The organism is Bradyrhizobium cedriense (assembly GCF_054602315.1).
The window spans coordinates 141,454-156,581 of sequence record NZ_JBTSWB010000004.1; the positions used below are offsets into that span (position 1 = coordinate 141,454).

General features: G+C 65.6%; 15 protein-coding genes. 4 read left to right on the forward strand and 11 right to left on the reverse strand.

Annotated elements, in window-relative coordinates; translation table 11 throughout:
• The 3 genes from ACYCVF_RS17370 to ACYCVF_RS17380 form a co-directional block, all read right to left on the reverse strand.
• Entirely contained in the window at positions 1–741 is a 741-nt protein-coding gene (locus tag ACYCVF_RS17370) for a sulfate transporter family protein (protein WP_459598275.1), read from the reverse strand.
• A 117-nt stretch (positions 742–858) separates the two neighbouring features.
• On the reverse strand, positions 859–1,305 hold the full coding sequence (gene nikR / locus ACYCVF_RS17375) for a nickel-responsive transcriptional regulator NikR (RefSeq protein ID WP_459598277.1): 447 nt from the start codon (positions 1,303–1,305) through the stop codon (positions 859–861).
• Between the two features lie 57 nt (positions 1,306–1,362).
• Positions 1,363–3,813: a heavy metal translocating P-type ATPase gene (locus tag ACYCVF_RS17380; protein ID WP_459606567.1), complete on the reverse strand. Its 2,451-nt coding sequence runs from the start codon at positions 3,811–3,813 to the stop codon at positions 1,363–1,365.
• 50 nt (positions 3,814–3,863) lie between these two features.
• Between ACYCVF_RS17380 and ACYCVF_RS17385 the strand changes: the two genes are divergently transcribed.
• Entirely contained in the window at positions 3,864–4,139 is a 276-nt protein-coding gene (locus ACYCVF_RS17385; RefSeq protein WP_007598521.1) for a metal-sensitive transcriptional regulator, read from the forward strand.
• A 246-nt stretch (positions 4,140–4,385) separates the two neighbouring features.
• Here the strand turns inward: ACYCVF_RS17385 and ACYCVF_RS17390 are convergent, their stop codons facing one another.
• Positions 4,386–5,351, reverse strand: coding sequence for a YiiX/YebB-like N1pC/P60 family cysteine hydrolase (locus ACYCVF_RS17390; protein WP_459598282.1), 966 nt, complete (start codon positions 5,349–5,351; stop codon positions 4,386–4,388).
• A gap of 192 nt (positions 5,352–5,543) precedes the next feature.
• On the opposite strand from ACYCVF_RS17390, the gene ACYCVF_RS17395 reads away from it, so the two are divergent.
• The gene (locus ACYCVF_RS17395) at positions 5,544–6,941 is read left to right on the forward strand and encodes a flavin monoamine oxidase family protein (RefSeq protein ID WP_459598284.1); all 1,398 of its coding nucleotides are present in this window, start codon (positions 5,544–5,546) and stop codon (positions 6,939–6,941) included.
• Between the two features lie 71 nt (positions 6,942–7,012).
• Here the strand turns inward: ACYCVF_RS17395 and ACYCVF_RS17400 are convergent, their stop codons facing one another.
• The 6 genes from ACYCVF_RS17400 to rpmI all read right to left on the reverse strand — a co-directional run bounded on the left by ACYCVF_RS17400 (position 7,013) and on the right by rpmI (position 12,699).
• Entirely contained in the window at positions 7,013–7,783 is a 771-nt protein-coding gene (locus ACYCVF_RS17400; RefSeq protein ID WP_459598286.1) for a sulfite exporter TauE/SafE family protein, read from the reverse strand.
• A gap of 55 nt (positions 7,784–7,838) precedes the next feature.
• On the reverse strand, positions 7,839–10,247 hold the full coding sequence (gene pheT, locus ACYCVF_RS17405; protein WP_459598288.1) for a phenylalanine--tRNA ligase subunit beta: 2,409 nt from the start codon (positions 10,245–10,247) through the stop codon (positions 7,839–7,841).
• Positions 10,244–10,708, reverse strand: a complete 465-nt coding sequence (locus ACYCVF_RS17410; RefSeq protein ID WP_459598290.1) for an endonuclease domain-containing protein — start codon at positions 10,706–10,708, stop codon at positions 10,244–10,246. Before ACYCVF_RS17410 ends, pheT begins: the two co-directional genes overlap by 4 nt.
• Before the next feature lie 80 nt (positions 10,709–10,788).
• Positions 10,789–11,871, reverse strand: coding sequence for a phenylalanine--tRNA ligase subunit alpha (gene pheS / locus ACYCVF_RS17415; protein WP_459598292.1), 1,083 nt, complete (start codon positions 11,869–11,871; stop codon positions 10,789–10,791).
• A 187-nt stretch (positions 11,872–12,058) separates the two neighbouring features.
• The gene (gene rplT / locus ACYCVF_RS17420; RefSeq protein ID WP_028179126.1) at positions 12,059–12,418 is read right to left on the reverse strand and encodes a 50S ribosomal protein L20; all 360 of its coding nucleotides are present in this window, start codon (positions 12,416–12,418) and stop codon (positions 12,059–12,061) included.
• An 80-nt stretch (positions 12,419–12,498) separates the two neighbouring features.
• Positions 12,499–12,699, reverse strand: a complete 201-nt coding sequence (gene rpmI, locus ACYCVF_RS17425) for a 50S ribosomal protein L35 (RefSeq protein WP_008539890.1) — start codon at positions 12,697–12,699, stop codon at positions 12,499–12,501.
• A 274-nt stretch (positions 12,700–12,973) separates the two neighbouring features.
• On the opposite strand from rpmI, the gene ACYCVF_RS17430 reads away from it, so the two are divergent.
• Entirely contained in the window at positions 12,974–13,375 is a 402-nt protein-coding gene (locus ACYCVF_RS17430; protein ID WP_459599652.1) for a hypothetical protein, read from the forward strand.
• Between the two features lie 146 nt (positions 13,376–13,521).
• Here the strand turns inward: ACYCVF_RS17430 and infC are convergent, their stop codons facing one another.
• Complete coding sequence (gene infC, locus ACYCVF_RS17435) at positions 13,522–14,061, reverse strand: translation initiation factor IF-3 (RefSeq protein WP_448046174.1); 540 nt, start codon at positions 14,059–14,061, stop codon at positions 13,522–13,524.
• A 248-nt stretch (positions 14,062–14,309) separates the two neighbouring features.
• Here infC and ACYCVF_RS17440 point away from each other — a divergent pair, with 248 nt between their 5' ends.
• Positions 14,310–15,098: an alpha/beta hydrolase gene (locus ACYCVF_RS17440; protein ID WP_459598295.1), complete on the forward strand. Its 789-nt coding sequence runs from the start codon at positions 14,310–14,312 to the stop codon at positions 15,096–15,098.
• Positions 15,099–15,128 lie beyond the last annotated feature (30 nt).

Genomic DNA, 15,128 nt, shown 5'->3' on the forward strand with positions numbered 1-15,128 from the left:
TCACCGCACCTGCCGCGCCGGCTCGATCAGCTCGGGCCGCGGGCCGGACAGGCGCTTGTGCATGTGGACCATGAAGGCCATGGCGAAGATCGGCGTCGCCAGGTTGACGATCGGGATCGAGACGAAGGCGGCGATGAAGAGCCCGGCGGTGAAGATGGTGGCGGCGTTGTCGCGCCGCATCGCCTTGGCTTCCTCCGGCGGACGGAAGCGCATCGCCGCGAGCTCGAAATATTCGCGGCCGAGCAGCCAGGCCGCGGCGAGGAAGAAGACCAGGAAGCCGGCGCCGGCGAAAAGCACCAGCGGCAACGCGATCAGATAGACCACGATCGTCAGCAGGGCGGTCCTGACGCCTTCGAGAATCGCCTGGCCCACGGGCAGCGCCACGCCCGGCCGCTCGGCCGGATAATGCTCGCGCTCGACGATGTCGGCGACGTCGTCGACGAACAGGCTCGCCACCAGCGAGGTGATCGCGGGCATCAGGAAGATGCCGCCGAACACGACGCCGAGGCCTGCCGCGATCGAGACGATCCACGACAGGACTTCGATCGATGAATGCCAGCCCGGTCCGAGCAGGCCCTCCAGCCAGACCTCACCAGATGTCGCAAACCAGCTGAGCAGCCGCTGAAAGCCGATCGCCAGCACGGTGATCAGCACCAGCGCAAGGCCGATCGACCGCCACAGGATCGAGCGCATCGGCGGCGAGATCATTTGCGACAGCGCCTTGATGGCGGCATCCAGCATGGGGCATCCTCTCAGGTAAACACTTCGCGAGAGGTAGACACCCAATGCGGCTTCGGCAAGGGCGGCCGGCTGCCCCAGGCACGACCGTGTCCCGGTCGGGGGCACGCAAGCGCCCAGCTAGCCATGCCGATGCGCATGCTTCCGCGCCTTTGCCGGCTTCCCTTCCCCAGTCGGGATCATCACCACGCGGCCGTAGCGCACGCCGCGTTCGGCGATGATGTGGTCTGCGAAATGCCTGACCTCAGAGGCATCGCCGCGCAGCGCCGTCATCTCCATGCAATTGTCGTCGTCGAGATGGACGTGCAGCGTCGCCAGCGCAAGGTCATGATGGCCGTGGAATTCCTGCACCAGTCGCTTTGAGAGGTCGCGCGCAGCGTGGTCGTAGACATAGACGAGGCCGGCGACGCATTGGCCGGCCTGTGCCGTGTCTTCCGTGCTCTGCTGCAGGCCGGCGCGGGCGAGATCGCGGATGATCTCGGAGCGGTTCTGGTAACCACGCGCCTCGGCTGCAGCATCGATCTCCGCCAGGAGATCGTCCTCGATCGTGATCGTAATCCGCTGCATCAGGTTCTCTCCGTGCGTGCCGCCGTTGGGACCCGTTGTACACGGATTCCGCGCCGCTCACAGCCGCGTCGCACGAAGCCGTAGCGCGTTGCCGACCACGCTCACCGACGACAGCGCCATTGCCGCCGCAGCGATGATCGGCGACAGCAGCACGCCGAAGGCCGGATAGAGGATCCCGGCGGCGATCGGAATGCCGGCGGCGTTGTAGATGAAGGCGAAGAACAGGTTCTGGCGGATGTTGCTCATGGTCGCCTGCGACAGTTTTCGCGCGCGCACGATCCCGGTGAGATCGCCCTTGAGCAGGGTGACGCCGGCACTCTCCATCGCCACGTCGGTGCCGGTGCCCATGGCGATGCCGACCTCCGCGGCGGCCAGCGCCGGCGCGTCGTTGACGCCGTCGCCGGCCATCGCAACGCTGCGGCCGGCCTTTTGCAGCCTGGTGACCACCGCGCTCTTCTGGTCCGGAAGCACCTCGGCCTCGACCTCGGCGATTCCGAGGCGGCGCGCGACGGCCTCAGCCGTGGTGCGGTTGTCGCCGGTCAGCATGATGACCTTGATGCCTTCTGCCGCGAGCGCCCTCAGCGCCTCCGGCGTCGAGGCCTTGACCGGATCGGCGATCGCGAACAGGCCGGCAAGCCGGCCATCGACGACCATGTTGATCACGGTCGCGCCGTCGCCGCGCAGCCGTTCGGCTTCGGTGTCGAGCGCCCTGGTCTCGATGCCGATCGACGTGAGGTATTTGGCATTGCCCAGCACGATGGTCTTGCCGTCGACCTTGCCCGTTGCGCCCTTGCCCGTCGGCGAATCGAATTGCTCGACCTGGCCAAGGGCGAGCTGCTTCTCCTTGGCCGCGCGCACGACGGCGTCGGCCAGGGGATGCTCGCTGGCCCGCTCGACGCTGGCCGCAAGCCGGAGGATATCATCTTCCGCGAAGCCGGCTGCCGGCACGATCGCGACCACCTTGGGCTTGCCCTCGGTCAGCGTGCCGGTCTTGTCGACCACGAGCGTGTCGATCTTCTCCATGCGCTCCAGCGCCTCGGCGTTCTTGATCAGCACGCCTCCCTGCGCGCCGCGGCCGACGCCGACCATGATCGACATCGGTGTCGCAAGTCCCAGCGCGCAGGGGCAGGCGATGATCAGCACGCTGACGGCTGCGACGAGGCCGAAGGCGAGCCGCGGCTCCGGTCCGAACCAGGCCCAGGCACCGAAGGCAGCGAGGGCGACGACGATCACCATCGGCACGAACCAGCCGGAGACCTGGTCGGCCAGGCGCTGGATCGGCGCGCGCGAGCGCTGCGCGTCCGCGACCATCTGCACGATCTGCGACAGCAGCGTCTCGCGCCCGACCTTGTCGGCGCGCATCACGAAGCTGCCCGACTGGTTCAGCGTGCCGGCAATGACCTTCGCACCGGTCTCCTTGGTGACCGGCATGGATTCGCCGGTGACCAGGGACTCATCGAGCGAGGAGCGCCCCTCCAGGATGATGCCGTCGACCGGCACCTTCTCGCCAGGGCGAACACGCAAGGAATCGCCGGCATGGAGCGTGTCGATCTCGACCTCATGCTCGCTGCCATCTGGCGCGACGCGGCGCGCGGTCTTCGGCGCAAGCTGCAGCAGCGCCTTGATTGCACCCGAGGTCGCGTCGCGGGCGCGCAGCTCCAGCACCTGGCCAAGCAGCACGAGAACGGTGATGACGGCAGCCGCCTCGAAATAGACGGCGACGGCACCCTCATGACCGCGGAAGGTGTCGGGGAACAGCTGCGGCGCCACGGTGCCGATGATGCTGTAGACATAGGCGACGCCCGTGCCCATGGCGATCAGCGTGAACATGTTGAGGTTGCGCGTCAGCAGCGATTGCCAGCCGCGGACGAAGAACGGCCAGCCGGCCCACAGCACCACGGGTGTGGCGAAGACGAGCTGGATCCAGTTCGACAGCGTGGCATCGATCCAGTTGTGCGGGCCTGCGAGGTGGCCGCCCATCTCCAGCACCACGGCCGGCAGCGCCAGCGCGCCGCCGATCCAGAACCGCCGCGTCATGTCGGCGAGTTCGGGGTTGGGTCCGGTCTCGAGGCTCGCCACCTCCGGCTCCAGCGCCATGCCGCAGATCGGGCAGGTGCCCGGTCCGACTTGGCGGATCTCCGGGTGCATCGGACAGGTGTAGATCGTGCCCGCAGGCATCTCCGGCTCGGGCGCCTTCTCCTTCGCAAGATATTTGGCGGGATCGGCGGCGAATTTGGTGCGGCAGCCGGCCGAGCAGAAATGGAAGGTCTCGCCGTGATGCGCGAGGTGATGCTTCGACGTCGCCGGATCGACCGTCATGCCGCAGACCGGGTCCTTCACCCTGGCCGGGGAATCACCGTGGTCATGGCCGTGATGATGGGCATGGCTGGAATGATCGCCGCCACAGCACGAGGATGCCGCGGGCTTCGCCACCGGCGCTGCAGCTTTCGCGGAACAGCCGCATCCGGAGTGTGTTTCCGCGTCGTGACGGTGCTCGCTGTTGTTCATGGCCATGCTCCGGTCTTGAAACCTATACCCGGTAGGGGTATATAGACCGCATGCGCAAGGACATCAAGGCATCTGTCGGAAAACGTCTGGGCCGGATCGAGGGCCAGGTTCGCGGCCTGTCGAAAATGGTAGAGGAAGACCGCTACTGCATCGACATCGTAACGCAGATCTCGGCCGTGCGTGCCGCACTGCGCCGGGTCGAGGAGGAGGTTCTGAAGGATCACGTCGCCCATTGCGTCGAGCATGCGATCGCGAGCGGCGACAAGGCCGATCAGCGCGAAAAGATCGCGGAGCTGATGGCGGTGATCGGCCGGGCGGAGCGGTAATTCTCGTCATTGCGAGCGAAGCGAAGCAATCCAGACTGCCTCCGCGAAGGGATTCTGGATTGAGTCGTCGTCGCAGTGACGGTTGGTCAGGCGAAATCGCGCCACATCCTCCGGTGTCGCCCCGCAACCCCAGGACCATAACCCCCAAGGGAAGAGCTTGGCGAAATCCGATTGTTCGGTACTTTGCTTTTCAAGCGCGATGGATCACGCGGTATGAGTCCCTGCTTTGCAGGGACGACAGCAGCGCTACGCCGCCATCTCCCGCGTCCGGGCGCGGTACATCGCGAGTTCGCTTGGCAGCACAAAATGCTCCGAGAAAGCAGCGATGGCCGCGGCGACCTGCGCGTTCACTTCCTCAGCCGGAAGCTCAGCCGTCGCCTCTTCGTCAATCGCTTCAGGAACGAGCGGCGGCGCCACGAACGTTTCTGGAAACACACTGAATGAGCCTGCTACCTCCTCGAGCGGCTTCTGCTTGTCGGCCCAGTGCAGGGCAGTGTAGTCGAACCCGTGCACGATGGTGGGTTTGACGACTTCGAAATAGGGCGAGATGTCGAAGTCGCGGGGCATGTAGAGCGAGGAATCGCGGATGTGCAGGATCTCGCGGCGGGCGGCACGGCTGCCGGCCTTGGTGATCTTCGGCAGGATCGGATAGCGCACGGCGTCGAAGGCCTGTGCGATCAGCGCCGAGCAGATGATCTTGGTCGGGTCGCCGGAGCCGATCGCGATCATGCGCCGGCGCCAGCGTTGCGGAATCGGCATCGGGAACAGATAACGCATCAAGTCGACGATGTTCTTGGTGTCGTAGCCGAAGCCGATGCGGTTGATGGCGTAGCGGCAGACCGTGGTGCGGTCCTCATAGGACAGCCCGACCGGGCGGCAGAGGCGGGTGTGATAGGGGAAATATTTTGACAGCGGCGCCGAGGTGACGCCTTCGCCGATATTGGCCTCGATCAGCACATGCGGCTCGCCGTCGGGCTCCTCCGCACCCGCGACCGGGCCGACATAGAGCGCGGCATGCGACCAGGTCGACTGTGTCAGATACTTGATGATGCCTGAGATGCGGTTGTTGCCCTCGACCAGCAGCACGTCGCCGGGTTCGATGACGCCGCGCAGATGCTCGGGATCGCTCGGCGTGAACGGCTCATAGCCCGGCACCTCCTTCGAGAGGTACGCGGCAATCAGCTTGCCGACTGAATCCAGGACCGTCCCCATGTCGAACTCCCCCCACGGCCTTTTCCGGCCGCCTTTTTCCCTTCTGTATCATGGTCGGAACGTGTTGCAATTCGGTTCATCACTCTGTGAGATCAAGCACGGTTGATTCACCATGATGGTTGCCGTGCAACATCAGATGCGGCAAGGTTCGCGGGCTGTTCCCGTTTGCCGCAAGTCCCCGGAAACCATGACATGACAATCACGCGCCGCGGTTTCCTTTCGGCGTCGGCGGCCTTTGCGGCGATGCCGGTCCTGGGCGCAAGCGCCGCGCCCCTGCCGCGCGAGGCGGACATCGTCGTGATCGGGGCGGGAGCTGCGGGCATTGCCGCGGCGCGGCGCATCATGGCGACGGGCCGCAAGGTCGTCGTGGTGGAAGCCGCGGGCCAGATCGGTGGCCGCTGCATCACGGATAGCACCAGCTTCGACACGCCGTTCGACCGCGGCGCCCGCTGGATGCACAATGCCGACACCAACCCGATGATCCGGCTGGCGCGCAGCGTCGGGCTGGACGTGCTGCCGGCTCCATCGGGCCAGAAGATGCGCATCGGGCGCCGCAACGCGCGCGCGGGCGAGACCGAACAGTTCCTGGCGGCGCTGGTGCGCGCCAACCGCGCCATCGACGAGGCCGCGCGCGGCAAGCTGGACACCTCCTGCGCGTCCGTGCTGCCGAAAGATCTCGGCGACTGGGCGGGTGCGGCCGAGTTCCTGCTGGGCCCGAGCTTCGCCGGCAAGGACCTGAAGGAGCTGTCCGCGATCGACAAGGGGCGTGCGCAGGACCGCAACGCGGCGATCGCCTGCCGTCAGGGCCTCGGCACGCTGATCACCAAGCTGGCAGAGCAGACCCCGGTGGCGCTGTCGACGCCGGCGAGCCGCATCGCCTGGAGCAACCGCGACGTCAGCGTGGAGACGCAAGCCGGCAGGATCGCCGCGCGCGCCGCCATCGTCACGGTCTCGACCAACGTGCTGACATCGGGCGCGATCAAGTTCACACCCGACATGCCCAAGCGGACCCTGGACGCGGCATCGAAGCTCGGCCTCGGCAGCTACGACCACATCTTTCTGCAACTGCCCGGCAATCCGCTTGGCCTGTCGCGTGACGATATCCTTATCGAACAGAGCAATTCGACGCGCACGGCCCTCATGTTCGCCAATATCGGCGGCTCCTCGCTGTGCTCGATCGATGTCGGCGGCTCTTTCGGCCGCGATCTGTCCGAGCAGGGCGAGAAGGCCATGGCCGCCTTCGCGAAGGAGTGGATCGCGAAACTGTTCGGCAGCGAAGCCGCTTCCGCCGTGCAGAAGACCAGCGCGACGCGCTGGAACGCCTCGCCCCATGTCTTGGGCGCGATGTCGGCGTCTTCGCCCGGCGGCCAGCTCTCGCGCAAGATCCTGAGCGAGCCGATCGGCAACGTGTTCCTCGCCGGCGAAGCCACCCACGAGACATTGTGGGGCACCGTCGACGGCGCCTGGGAAAGCGGCGAACGCGCGGCAGATGCGGCGCTGCGCAAGATCGGCGCGCTCAAGGATGACTCAGCGGACGTGCCGACACAGTCGACCAAGAAGCGCCGCGCGCCGCGGCAGCAGGCGAACTAAGGCGTAACAATCTCCGCTGTCGTCCGGACAGGCGAAGCGCAGGTCTGGACCCGTCACCCCAGGGAGTGGCGTCAGCGCAAAATCCCGTCCAGCACCGGCAGTCCGGCAATCACCGCCATCGCAATCAGCGCATAGCAGATCCCGCGAAACACCTCCTCGCTGGCGCGGCCGAACAGCGACGCGCCGAAGGCAACGCCGATGGCATAGACCGGGCCGACGATCAGCGAGAGCACCAGCGACTCGCGGCTGATCAGGCCGGTCGACGCGTAGCTGACCATCGAGAACAAATCCGAGGCGCCGAAGAACAGCACGATGTTGGCGCGCGCGACGATCGGCGCAATCGGGCGGCCGAGCCAGTAGCCCACGATCGGCGGGCCGCCGGTCTGCGCGAGGCCGCTGCAGAAGCCGGACACGCCGCCGATTCCGACAGAGAGCCAGGCGTGGTCCTTGCCGCGATAGCGCCAGCCCGACAGCAGCAGAAGCAGCAGCGCCGCGACGAAGCAGGAAATGATCCAGCGCGTGGTGACGGGTTCGAGTACGCTGAGGAAATAGGTGCCAACGGGAACGCCGATCAGCGCGCCAAGCACGATCACCGAGGTAGCCTTGCGGTCGGCCTTGCGCCATGCGTCAGGCAGCATCGGGGCTGCCGCGACGAAATCGATGATGAGCAGCAAGGCCGCAACGAGCCTCGGTGCTGCGATGCTGCTCGCCAGCGGCATGAAGATCAGCGCCGAGCCGAAGCCGGAGAAGCCGCGCGCGGTGCCCGAAACGAAAGCGACGGCGCAGAGCGCCATCGCAATGGTGAGGCTGACATCCTTCGGGAGAAAGTCCGCAAGGCTCATGCTTGTCGATTCTGGAGCATGATGTCGTCCGAAAGCCGCTTCACACTTCTCAGCCTCATGCCCTCAGAGTACCGCCGGTCTTCTTCGTGACTTCGGCCACGATCTTGGCTCCGACGGCCTCGATCTCCTGGTCGGTGAGCGTCTTCTCGCGCGGCTGGATCGTCACCGCGATGGCGATCGACTTCTTGCCGTCGTCGATGCCTTTGCCCTCGTAGACGTCGAAAACATTCACGCCGGTGATCAGCTTCTTGTCGACGCCTTGCGCGGCACGGACGATATCGCCGGCCTTCACGGCGCGGTCGACGATGAAGGCGAAGTCGCGCGACACCGGCTGGAAGGCCGAGAGCTCGATCAGCGGCTTGGCGCGGGTCGGCTTCTTCTTCGCCTCCGGGATGCGGTCGAGGATCACCTCGAACACCACCAGCGGACCGTCGGCGCCGAGCGCCTCGAGCGCGCGCGGATGCATCTCGCCGAAATAGCCGAGCACGTTCTGCGGACCGATCTGGATCGTGCCGGAGCGACCTGGATGCAGCCATCCAGGTCCGCCGGCGACGATCTGCAGCGCCTGCATCGGCGCGCCGCCAGCTGCCAGCACCGCCAGCGCGTCGGCCTTGGCATCGAAGGCGTCAGCCTGCGTCGAGCCGGTCCAGTGACGTCCGAGACCTTCAGAGGACGCAAAGCCGCGGCGCACGCCGCTCGCCGCCATGAATTGGTCCTGCGGGCGATCACCCCTGAAGATCTGACCGACCTCGAACAGCGCGACATCGCCGAAGCCGCGATCGGCATTGGCCTGCGCGGCCGCGGTCAGGCCCGCGAGCAGGGTCGGGCGCATGTCGGACAAGTCCGACGCGATCGGGTTGGCCACTTCGAGCTCGCGCTGCCCGCCGCCGAACAATTCTGCCGCAGGCTTGGCGATGAACGACCACGTGACGGCCTCGACCATGCCGCGGCTCGCCAGCGCGCGCCGCGCGCGGCGGGTGCGCAGCTGGAGCGGCGTCAGCACCGATTTGCGCGCGTCCTCGCCGCGTTCGAACGGTGTCTCCGGCACCTTGTCGACGCCGAAGATGCGGACGATCTCCTCGACGATGTCGGCTTTCCCGTGCACGTCCGTGCGCCAGGACGGCACCGCCACCTTCACGACCGGACCCGGGCCCGCCATCATGAAGCCGAGATGGGTCAGGATGCGCTTCATCTCGGCTTGCGGCACCTCGATGCCGGAGAGCCGCTTGACCTCGGTGACCGGGAACTCGATCAAGCGGTCGTCGCCAAAGGCCTTGCCGACCACGACGGTCTCGGACGGCGCGCCGCCGCACATCTCCATCACCAGCTTGGTCGCGAGCTCCAGCCCCGGCACCATGAAGGCGGGATCGACGCCGCGCTCGAAGCGGTAACGCGCATCCGAATTGATGCCGAGCTTGCGGCCGGTCTGGGCGATGTTGATCTCGTTCCACAGCGCCGATTCGATCAGCACGTCGGTAGTGCTCTCATCGCAGCCCGAGGCCTCGCCGCCCATGATGCCTGCGAGCGATTCGACGCCGTGTTCGTCCGCGATGACGCAAATCGCGGGATCGAGCTTGTAGGTGCGGCCGTCGAGTGCCAGCAGGCTCTCGCCGTCGCGGGCGCGGCGCACCACGAGATTGCCCTTGACCTTCTTCGCGTCGAAGACGTGCAGCGGCCGCGCGCGATCGAAGGTCATGAAGTTGGTGATGTCGACCAGCGCGTTGATCGGGCGCAGACCGATCGCGGTCAGCCGCTTCTGCAGCCATTCCGGCGACGGTCCGTTCTTGACGCCGCGCACGAGGCGGAGCGCGAAGCCCGGGCACAGCGCGGCGTCCTCGACCGTGACCTTGACCGGACACGGGAATTCGCCCCTGATCGGCTTGATGGTCGGGTCCTTGAACTTGCCCATGTCGGCGGCGGCAAGGTCGCGCGCGATGCCGTGCACGCCGGTGCAGTCCTGCCGGTTCGGCGTCAGGTTGATCTCGACCACGGGATCGCCGAGCCCTGCCCATTCGGCGTAGGCAGCGCCAACAGGCGCATCCGCCGGCAATTCCATGATGCCGTCATGGTCGTTCGAGATCTGGAGCTCGGCCGCCGAGCACAGCATGCCGCGGCTCTCGACGCCGCGAATGGTGCCGACACCGAGCGTGATATCCTTGCCGGGAATGTAGGTGCCGGGCGGGGAGAACACGCTGACGAGGCCCGCACGCGCATTCGGCGCGCCGCACACCACCTGCACCGGCGCGCCGCCGTCACCGGTGTCGACCATGCAGACGCGCAGGCGATCCGCATTCGGATGTTGCTCGGCCGAGATCACCTTCGCAATGGTGAACGGCTTCAGCGCCTTCGCCTTGTCCTCGATGTTCTCGACCTCGAGCCCGATCATGGTGAGCTTGTCGGCGAGCTTGTCCAGCGGCTCGTCGGTCTCGAGATGATCCTTCAGCCAGGAGAGGGTGAATTTCATGGCTGTGTGCCTCGGCTCTTGTCGGTGAAGTTACTTTGGTCGGTGCTAGTGTTCCCTCCCCCCTTGTGGGGGAGGGTCAGGGAGGGGGGTGAGCCGCGGGCTCCGGCGGAAGTGGCCTGCCGGATCGCCTCAACAACTCCTTCCAGGTTCGTCATCACCTGATCGTTGGTGAAACGCAGGACCTGAAAACCCTCGGCCGCGAAGAAAGCGTCGCGACGCCCATCTTTCTTCTGACGTTCCTCGAAATCGTGGGATTCTCCATCGAGCTCGATGATGAGCTTTGAGGAGAAGCACACGAAGTCGGCGATGTAGTTTCCGATTGGCGATTGGCAACGGATGCCAACACCATCCATGCGGTTAGCTTTCAGGTGGCGCCACAGCAGTGTTTCGGCGCGCGTCATCGCCCGGCGAAGCTGTTTCGCCCGGCTGCGCTGACGTTCGCTTACAGCTGCGTGCGGCATCCGCGGCTACCCCCCTCCCTGACCCTCCCCCACAAGGGGGGAGGGAACGGAGAGAGTCTTTAAACGGCTCCTCACAACCCTCACGAGCTCAGCCCTCCGGCAAGCGTCGGCACTTCGAGCGGCTTGAAGCCGTAATGGGACAGCCAGCGGACGTCGCTGTCGAACAGCTGGCGCAGATCGGCGATCCCGTATTTCAGCATGGCGATGCGGTCGATGCCCATGCCCCAGGCGAAGCCCTGGTACTCGTCGGGATCGATGCCGCAGGCGCGCAGCACGTTCGGGTGCACCATGCCGCAGCCGAGAATCTCGAGCCAATCCTCGCCTTCCCCGAACCGGATCTCGCCCTTGTCGCGGCGGCACTGGATGTCGACTTCCAGCGACGGCTCGGTGAACGGGAAGAACGAGGGACGGAAGCGCATGTTGATGTGGTCGACCTCGAAGAACGCCTTGCAGAACTCGTGCAGGATCCATTTGAGATGACCGAGATGCGAGGTCTTGTCGATGACGAGGCCTTCGACCTGGTGGAATTGCGGCGTATGGGTCGCGTCCGAATCGATGCGGTAGGTGCGGCCCGGGCAGATCACGCGGATCGGCGGCTTCTGGCTCAGCATGGTGCGCACCTGCACGGGCGAGGTGTGGGTTCGCAGCAGCATGCGCGAGCCGTCCTCCTTCGGTTGGAAGAAGAAGGTGTCGTGCATTTCGCGCGCGGGATGGCCGACCGGGAAATTCAGTTTGGTGAAGTTGTAGTCGTCGGTCTCGATGTCGGGACCTTCGGCCACCGAGAATCCCATGTCGGCGAAGATCGTGGTCAGTTCGTCCCAGACCTGGCTCAGCGGATGGATGCGGCCGGCCTCGGTCGGAGGGTCGCGCAGCGGCAGCGTGACGTCGATGGTCTCGGACGCCAGCCGCGCATCGAGCGCAGCCGACTTCAGCACGTCGCGGCGCGCGGCGAGCGCCTGGCTGACGTCGTCCTTGGCCTGGTTGATCGCGGCGCCCTGCGTCTTGCGCTCGTCCGGCGACATCTTGCCGAGCGTGGCAAGGAGCGCCGAGATCGAGCCCTTCTTGCCGAGGGCTGCAACACGCACGGCCTCCAACGCAGCCTCGTCGGCGGCGGCGGCGATGTCGGCGATGATCTGGGCTTGGAGCTGGGCAAGATCGGTCATGGCAATCCCTTTTGGCCAGGATGCTGAGCCGATGATCCTAGCCCGTCACGCCCGGCATTGCGCCGGGCATCCACGTCGGAGAAGTGTGTTTGCGCGACAGATGAGGGCCGGGGCAGTAAAGCGCGAGACGCGCCCCTGCCCGGGCCATCACAAGCCGAATGCTGCGCAGAGCACGGTGGAAGACGGCTTACGCCGCCAGCGCAGCCTTGGCCTTCTCGGCGATCGCCTGGAACGCGGCGGGCTCGCTGATCGCGAGATCCGACAGCACCTTGCGGTCCACGGTGATCCCGGACTTGGCCATGCCGTCGATAAATCGGCTGTAGGTCAGGCCGAACGGACGGACGGCCGCGTTGATGCGCTGGATCCAGAGCGCGCGGAACGTCCGCTTCTTGCGCTTGCGGTCACGGAAGGCATATTGCATCGCCTTCTCGACCGCCGGCTTGGCGGCGCGGATGGTGTTCTTGCGGCGGCCATAGAAGCCCTTGGCGGCCTTGTAGACTTTCTTGTGCTTGGCGTGGGCGGTCACACCGCGTTTGACGCGAGACATGACAAAAATCCTTCAGGGATGACTTTGGTTTTCGGATCGCCGCGCGAATGCGGCGCGAGGTGGCAGTGATCTGGACGCGATCAGGCGTTCGGCAAGAAGTACTTCTTGACGTTGTCGCCGTCGGTCTTGAACAGCACGCGGGTGCCGCGGAGCTGACGGATCTGCTTCTTCGTCCGCTTGATCATGCCGTGACGCTTGCCGCGCTGGGCGTGCATCACTTTGCCGGTGGCAGTCACCTTGAAGCGCTTTTTAGCGCCCGATTTGGTCTTCAGCTTGGGCATTTGGCTCTCCTATGGCCACAACAGAAATCCGCCCGTGAAGGCGGCTGGCCGTCTAAAATGCTCGTTAGAGCGTTGATTGTGCTCAAGTTTTGCGAACGAGCGCAAAACCCGCACCAGCCACCGCCACGGCAGCCCTTAATCAGCCGGGCGATGAAGGCTGGGCTTATGACAGAGGACAAGCCAAATGGCAACGATGAACCGGCGGAACTGGCCCGGCGACTATCCGGTGTCGCCGCCTCATGTCCGAGCCGTGCCGCCTGGAGCAGGACCGAAAATGGCCCATTTCCCGCAATCGATCTCGTTCTTGTCCGTCTTTGCTCGCCCGCGCCGCCTCGCGATCCTCACCGTGCTCGCCGCAGCCGCGTTGCCCTCCACCGCCGAGGCCCGCGGCGGCTATGACGGTGTCTGGAACGTCACTTTCGCCACCACCAGAGGCAATTGCAGCTCCGGCTACAGCGTGCCCTTCACCGTAACAGGCAGCCGCGTCTCGTCCGCAGGCGGCGGCCGGGTCTCGGGCCGGATCAACCGCTCCGGCGCTGTGGCTGTCCAGGTCTCGGTCGGCGCCTCCCACGCCAGCGGCGGCGGCCGGCTCGGCGGCATGCGCGGCGCCGGCTCGTGGAGAGGCGTCATCTCCGGCGACCAGTGCAGCGGCACCTGGCAGGCGACGCGGACATAGCCGTTTGCGAACCGGAAGGCGCGCTCCCTCCCCCACCTGCGGGGGTGCAGCAGCGCTCGCGGCTTGCGCCTCGACCAAAGCAAAACGGCCCGCCGGAGATCCGGACGGGCCGTTGAAAACTCAGTTCCGAAACCAAAGCGCCGGCGTCAGCGCGGCGCCAGCACCATGACGACCTGGCGACCTTCGAACCTTGCGTCCTGCTCGACCTTGGCGAGCTCGGCGACGTCGGTCTTGATCTTGTCCAGCAGCTTGGTGCCGATCTCCTGATGCGCCATTTCGCGACCACGATAGCGCAGCGTGATCTTGACCTTGTCGCCCTCTTCGAAGAACCGCTGCATCGCGCGCATCTTCACGTCGTAATCGTGGTCGTCGATCATCGGGCGGAGCTTGATCTCCTTGATCTCGACCGTCTTCTGCCGCTTGCGGGCTTCCGCTGCTTTCTTCTGAGCGGAATACTTGTACTTCCCGTAGTCCATGATCTTGCAGACGGGAGGGCTGGCATTCGGCGAAATCTCGACCAGATCCATGCCGGCTTCCTGAGCCATCCGGATCGCGAGGACGGTCTCGACCGTGCCCTTGTTATCACCGGTCTGGTCGATCAGCTGGATCTGCGCATTGCGGATATCATCATTGATGCGCGGCCCGTCTTTGCTGGCAGCGGGCGGAGCTTTATTAGGACGGCGAATGGGTGGTTCTCCAATGTTGTGAAGGAAGCGGCTATTCTGAAGGAAGATGCGTTGGCCGGCAAGCAAGTCGCTCGTGCAAACGTGAAAAACCGTCAAATGCGAGGCATTTCGGTCACGCCTGGGCACGCCGAGGACATAGACAGCTTGCTTCTGTTCCGCAAGCGTCCCAAAGGGCCAATGCCGGCATCGGGTTGCATCCTGCGACCGCGCCCGGACAGCTCAAACCGCATAGCCAGAGTAAACGTTCCATGACCGATGCAAATCCCGATGCCACGCTCGACTTCATCGATGTGGGCGAGGGGCTGTCCGCCCGCAAGATCGCGGTACGCAGTCGGCGTGGACAAGGGCCCGGGCTGGTCTGGCTGGGCGGATTCAACTCGGACATGCAGGGCAGCAAGGCCCTGGCACTGGACGCCTGGGCCCGTGATCATGGCCGCGCAATGGTCCGGTTCGATTACTCCGGCCACGGCGAATCCGGCGGTGACTTCGCCGACGGAACCATCGGACGCTGGCTGGAGGAGAGCGTCGCGGTGTTCGAGCGGTTTTGCGATGGCCCGCAGATCCTGATCGGCTCCTCCATGGGCGGCTGGCTGGCGCTCCTGCTCGCGCGCGAGATCAGGAAGCGTCCCGGCAAGGGCTCGCTGGCCGGGCTCGTGCTGATCGCGCCGGCGCCCGACTTCACCGAGGAGCTGATGTGGAAGAATTTTCCGCCCGCAGTGAAGAAAGAGATCGAGTCCAAAGGCGTCTGGCTGCGGCCGTCGGAGTACGGCGACGGCTCACCCTATCCGATCACGCGGAACCTGATCGAGGAGGGCCGTAACCATCTGGTGCTTGGCAGCGCGATCGATCTCGGCTGTCCCGTCCGCATCCTGCAAGGCGCGAAAGATCCCGACGTGCCGTGGCAGCACGCGTTTGCGCTGACCCATCGCCTGCCGGCCGACGACGTCGTGCTGACCATGATCCAGGACGGCGATCACCGCCTCTCCCGCCCGCAGGACATCGCGCGCATCCTTGCCGCGGTCGCCGAGATCGGGTGAGATGCTTTCTCCACCTTCTCCCCTTGTGGG